Here is a 4,979-nt window from a genome sequence, read left to right as displayed (position 1 = left end):
CGCGGTGGGGGGTCGTAGTGTTTTTTTTTGTTAGGGTCGGGGCAGCCACGAGGGTCACCCCGACCTCTGCGTGGGCACGGTCGGCTGTGTATACGGGACGGTCGATGGGGAGCGCCCGGTCCGAGCTCGTCGCCCTGCACGGGCGGGTGTCGGAGGCCGAGACGCTGGTCGAGGGGCAGCGCGTCGAGGCCGACGCCGCCAAGCGCTCCGCCGAGGACCTGCGCTCCGCCGTCCGCGACGCCGAGGCCAAGCGCGGGCAGGCCGTCGCCGACCGCGACCAGATCCAGGCGCGGGCCAGCGAGCTGGAGCAGCGCAACTGGCAGCTGGCCCGCGCGGCCGACGAGCTGCACGCGGCGGTGCGGGCGCTGACCGCCGAACGCGACGCCGCCCGCGCCGAGGCCGACCGGGCGCGCCGCCGCGTCGACGCGCTCACCACGCTCACCGACCGCCACGACACCGGGCCGCGCCCGGCCGTCGACCGGGAGCCGCCGACGGGGCTGCACTCGCTGCCGCCGATGAACGGGCCGGGCACCGGATCGCTGCTGGACGGCGGCGACCCGCTCACCACCGACCCGCGCATCGGCCCCCTGAACCGCAACGGATATCCGAACCACAACGGCTACCCGCGCAACGGACATCGCCTTCCCCACGCCGGCTGAACGCCACGCCGGCGGAGCGACGCACAAGTAGGAGGTGAGGCCCAACCCCCACACTGCACTGGCCCTGAAACCGGCCGTCGTACCGCACCGGGGTGGTACGGCGGCCGGTGCTAGTCGCCGAGGTATCGCGCGTAGTCGAGGGCTCCGGCGTGGACGGCCGCGTGGACGGCGCGGGCGATCCGTGCGCCCCAGATCGAGCGAGGCCCCGCGAAGATCTCTTGCTCCCCGTCGGTGGTGGCCGCCACGCAGATGGCGTCGGACGCGGTGCCCGTGCACGGGAAGCCCGCCTCCAGGAGCGCCTGCGTCTTGGCCTCCGTCGCGGTGACGACCGCGTTCACCAGTGCCGCGTCGCTCAGCGGGACGGGCACGGCGACGACGATGTTGATGGTGCCGGGCGTCCAGGCGGGGCGGGGCCTGCCGTCCAGCGGTGCGAGCTCCGGGTCGGGGGTTCCGGCGGGGGAGGCCGCCCAGGTCGGGACGCGCAGCCCGACCGTCGCCGACACGTGCACGCCCTCGTCGTCCCGCCGCACGGTGCGGGAGACGGAGGCGGCCGTGAGCATCCCGACGCCGGGCCCGTCCAGCCCGTGGGACGCGGCCAGCTCGGTCAGGTGCGCGACCGGGTCGGTGCGCGAATAGGCGCCTGCGACCTGCGCGTTCAGCACCCAGCGGGCCGGGCCGATGCCGCCGCCCAGCATCGCGGACGAGATCATCCGGTGCCCGTCGCCGGCCCGCCACACCGTCGCGGCGAGGCGCTTCCCGTCCTCCTCGCGCCAGCTCGTCTCCAGGTTCACGGACGCTCCAGGGACAGGATCGGCCGGCCGCCCGGGCCGGTGGCGACGTGGACGCGCGCGCCGAAGTGCTTCTCGACGACGGCCCGGGTGAGGACCTCTTCGGGCGTGCCCGCCGCGGCGACCCGCCCGTCCGAGATGAGGACGAGCGCGTCGGCGTACTGGCCGGCGAGGGTCAGGTCGTGGATCGTCGTCACCACGGTCAGCTCGTCGGACAGCCGCAGCTGGTCGACCAGCTCCATCACCTGCTGCTGGTGGCCGATGTCGAGCGCGGTCGTCGGCTCGTCCAGCAGGAGTACCGAGGTCTGCTGCGCGAGGGCGCGCGCCAGCACCACCCGCTGCCGCTCGCCGCCGGAGAGGTGATCCAGGTGGCGGGCGGCGAAGGCGGTGAGGTCGAGGCGATCGAGGACGTCCCCGGTGATGGCGCGGTCGCGGGCGCTCTCCCGTCCGAGATGCGGGATGTAGGGGGAACGTCCGAGCAGGGTGTAGTCGAACACGGTCATGCCGATGGGGAGGTTCGGGCTCTGCGCGGCATAGGCGACCATCCGGGCGCGCTGGCGCGGCTTGAGCCGCTGCAGGTCCCGGCCCGCGACGCTGATCTCGCCGTGCGACGCCACCAGGCCCAGGACCGCGCGCATCAGCGTCGACTTCCCGGCGCCGTTCGGCCCGATGACGGCCGTCCAGGACCCGGCCGGGACGTCCAGCGACACGCCCTTCAGCACCGGCCGTCCGCCGAGCGACACGTCCAGGCCGCGCACCTTGACCGTCACGTCTCCACCTGCCTGCGGGACGCGCGCAGCACCACCACGAAGAACGGGCCGCCGACGAACGCCGTCACCACGCCGAGCGGCAGCTCGCCGGGGCTGATCACGGTGCGCGCCACCAGGTCCGCCACCTCCAGGAAAGCCGCGCCGCCGAGCAGCGACAGCGGCAGCACCACCCGGTACGAGCCGCCCGCCAGCCGCCGCACGATGTGCGGCACGACGATGCCGACGAAGCCGATCAGCCCGCTCACCGCCACCGCCGACGCCGTCGCCAGCGACGCCGCGACCAGCACGGTCAGCCGCACCCGCGCCGCCGACAGGCCGAGGCTCGCCGCCTCCTCGTCGCCGACGCTCAGCACGTCCAGCAGCCGGCCGTGCGCCAGCAGGACGACGGTGGAGACGAGCGCGTAGGGGGCGACCAGCGACAGCTGGCGCCAGTCCGCCGACCCGACGCCGCCGAGCAGCCAGGAGAAGATCCGCTGCAGCTCCTCGGCGTTCATCTGCTGGAGGAACGTCTGCACCGCCGCGAGGAACGACGACACCGCGACACCAGCCAGCACCAGCGTCGCCGCTCCGTTGCCTCCCGTCGTCCGGCCCAGCGCGTAGGCGAGGAGGACGCCGCAGATCGCGCCCACGAACGCGGCCAGCGGGACGCCGTAGCCGGGATCGCCGGGCACCAGGACGATCACCAGCGTCGCCCCGACCCCGGCCCCCGCCGCCGCGCCCAGCAGGTACGGGTCGGCGAGCGGGTTGCGGAACACGCCCTGATAGCCGGCGCCGGCCATGGCGAGCATCCCGCCGACCAGCGCCGCCATCAGCGCGCGCGGCACCCGCAGCTCGAACAGCACGCTCTCGTCGATCACCCCGAACCCGGAGTCGACGTGCACGAACGGGATCGTGTCGGCGAGCGCCTTCAGGACCCCGCCGACGGGAAGCCCCGCGGCGCCCACCAGCACCCCGGCGAGCAGCGTCGCGGCGAGGAGCGCGGCCGCCACCGCCAGCGGCAGCGGCCGCAACCTCGCCTGGGACCGCTCCATCCGCCTGTCCCGCGGTGGCCGGTGCAGGAGGTTCATGAGCGGGCGTCCACCTGCGGCGCCCCGGTCACTGCACCTTCTGGACGGCGTCGCCGATCGCCTTCACGAACTCGGGCAGGCGGGGGCCCCAGCGGGAGGCGATGTCGTCGTCGAGCTCGACCACGTTCTTGTTCTTCACCGCGTCCAGACCGGACCAGCCGGGACGCTTCGCCAGGGCCGCCTCGTTCTGCCCGCAGCACTTGGTGTCGGCGAGGAAGATGAGGTCGGGGTCCTGCTTGAGCAGGTACTCGCGGGACAGCTGCGGGTAGCCGCCGGACGCCTTGTCGGCCTTGTCGGCGACGTTCCGCAGGCCGAACATCCCGTACACCTGGCCGACGAACGTCTTGGACGTCACCGAGTGCAGCTCGTTGTCGAGCTCGTGGTAATACGTCAGGCCCTGCTTCTTGGACGACGGGGCCTTGGACGACGCGGCGACCGTCTTCTCGATCTCCGCCTTCATGTCGTCGGTGAGCTTCTTGGCCTCGGCGGCGTGGCCGGTGGCCTGCCCGAGGTCGTTGATCTCGTCGTAGGCGTCGTCCAGCTTGGTCGCGGCGGGCTCCAGCAGAACGGGGATCTTCACCTTCTCCAGCGCCTTGACGACGCCGTTCAGGTCGTCCGACACGACGACGAGGTCCGGCTTGTAGGCGATGATCGCCTCGGCGTTCGGCTTGAAGCCCGACAGCTTGGAGCGCGGCGCGTTCGCCGGGTAGTTCGAGAAGTCGCTGACCGCCACCACCTGCGATCCGGCGCCGATGGCGAACAGCGTCTCGGTGTGGGTGGGGGAGAGCGAGATGATCCGCTTCGGCTCGGCCGGAACGGTCACCGCGCCGTTCGCGGCCTGGACGACGACGGTCTTCGCGCCGTCCGCCCCCTGCTTCGCGTCGCTCTGTCCGTCACCGCCGCATGCGGCCGTGACCAGCAGGGCGCCGATCGCCACCACCGCGCCGAACGTACGTACGGGTCTCACAGGAGCCTCCAGGCTGCCGGGAAGCCGCGGCCCGCCCATGACGGATCGCCCTTCCACGAGGTCGATAAGCGTCGGCGCGCGCAGGAGGCGACCTGGCTCGGCCACTTCGAGAGGGGCACCACAGTTGCGGGACAGCGCCGGGATCACACCGGACTTCGCTCCTGGGCGCGCAGCACCGCAACGGTATCAGGCAAGGAATCCCAATCTGTCCGGGTTCACGGTGTGAGTATCATGCTCACTTCGGCTTGACGGTGTGAGTCCTCACTCCGTAGCCTCGGCGGCATGGAGACCGGAAGCCGGCGCCGGGCGCCGGGGATGAGCCCGCAGCGGCGCCGCGAGATGATCGTGCGGACCGCGCTGCCGCTGGTCGCCGAGCACGGGACGGCCGTGACCACCGGGCAGATCGCCCGCGCCGCCGGCATCGGCGAGGCCACGATCTTCCGGGTGTTCGCCGACAAGGACGAACTGCTGGACGCCTGCCTCGCCGAGGCGCTGCGCACCGACCACGTCCTCGCGGAGATCGAGGCCATCCCGCTCGGCCAGCCGCTGCCCGCCCGGCTCGCCGAGGCGAGCACCGCGATCGAGGCCTACCTCGTCCGCATGGGCATGGTCATCGGCGCCCTGCACGCCACCGGCCGCGGCCTGCCCGGCCGCGCCATGCCGCCCCCCGGCGACCCCGGCGGCGGCATGGCCGGAGCCGCCGGGCTGGCCCTTACACACAACTCCGC

At 73.2% G+C, this 4,979-nt stretch carries 6 protein-coding genes and 1 riboswitch; of the genes, 2 read left to right on the top strand and 4 right to left on the bottom strand.

Annotated features, from left to right (window positions below; translation table 11 throughout):
* The first annotated feature begins 104 nt into the window (after window positions 1-104).
* On the top strand, window positions 105-659 hold the full coding sequence (locus tag HUX53_RS04220) for a hypothetical protein (RefSeq protein WP_176401853.1): 555 nt from the start codon (window positions 105-107) through the stop codon (window positions 657-659).
* Between the two features lie 110 nt (window positions 660-769).
* Here the strand turns inward: HUX53_RS04220 and HUX53_RS04215 are convergent, their stop codons facing one another.
* The 4 genes from HUX53_RS04215 to HUX53_RS04200 all read right to left on the bottom strand — a co-directional run bounded on the left by HUX53_RS04215 (window position 770) and on the right by HUX53_RS04200 (window position 4,251).
* A complete protein-coding gene (locus HUX53_RS04215; RefSeq protein ID WP_309237040.1) occupies window positions 770-1,450 on the bottom strand; it encodes an adenosylcobinamide amidohydrolase in 681 nt (226 codons plus the stop codon).
* The gene (locus HUX53_RS04210) at window positions 1,447-2,217 is read right to left on the bottom strand and encodes an ABC transporter ATP-binding protein (RefSeq protein WP_176401852.1); all 771 of its coding nucleotides are present in this window, start codon (window positions 2,215-2,217) and stop codon (window positions 1,447-1,449) included. Before HUX53_RS04210 ends, HUX53_RS04215 begins: the two co-directional genes overlap by 4 nt.
* Window positions 2,214-3,248, bottom strand: a complete 1,035-nt coding sequence (locus HUX53_RS04205; RefSeq protein ID WP_176401851.1) for an iron ABC transporter permease — start codon at window positions 3,246-3,248, stop codon at window positions 2,214-2,216. The genes HUX53_RS04210 and HUX53_RS04205 overlap by 4 nt, the downstream gene beginning before the upstream one ends.
* A gap of 64 nt (window positions 3,249-3,312) precedes the next feature.
* Complete coding sequence (locus tag HUX53_RS04200; protein WP_176401850.1) at window positions 3,313-4,251, bottom strand: ABC transporter substrate-binding protein; 939 nt, start codon at window positions 4,249-4,251, stop codon at window positions 3,313-3,315.
* Between the two features lie 64 nt (window positions 4,252-4,315).
* Window positions 4,316-4,446: riboswitch (cobalamin riboswitch) on the bottom strand.
* An 87-nt stretch (window positions 4,447-4,533) separates the two neighbouring features.
* On the opposite strand from HUX53_RS04200, the gene HUX53_RS04195 reads away from it, so the two are divergent.
* The coding region (locus tag HUX53_RS04195; RefSeq protein WP_255204905.1) for a TetR/AcrR family transcriptional regulator at window positions 4,534-4,979 on the top strand (446 nt) is incomplete at its 3' end.

Origin of the sequence: Actinomadura sp. BRA 177, from assembly GCF_013372625.1 — a bacterium.
Taxonomy (GTDB): Bacteria; Actinomycetota; Actinomycetes; order Streptosporangiales; family Streptosporangiaceae; genus Spirillospora.
The sequence above is the reverse complement of the archived record's forward strand: the minus strand, read 5'-3'. Positions and strand labels throughout refer to the sequence as shown.

Excerpts from the sequence above, each read along its gene's own strand:
- HUX53_RS04220 (WP_176401853.1), top strand. The coding sequence starts at position 105 with ATGGGGAGCGCCCGGTCCGAGCTCGTCGCCCTGCACGGGCGGGTGTCG.
- HUX53_RS04205 (WP_176401851.1), bottom strand. The coding sequence starts at position 3,248 with ATGGAGCGGTCCCAGGCGAGGTTGCGGCCGCTGCCGCTGGCGGTGGCG.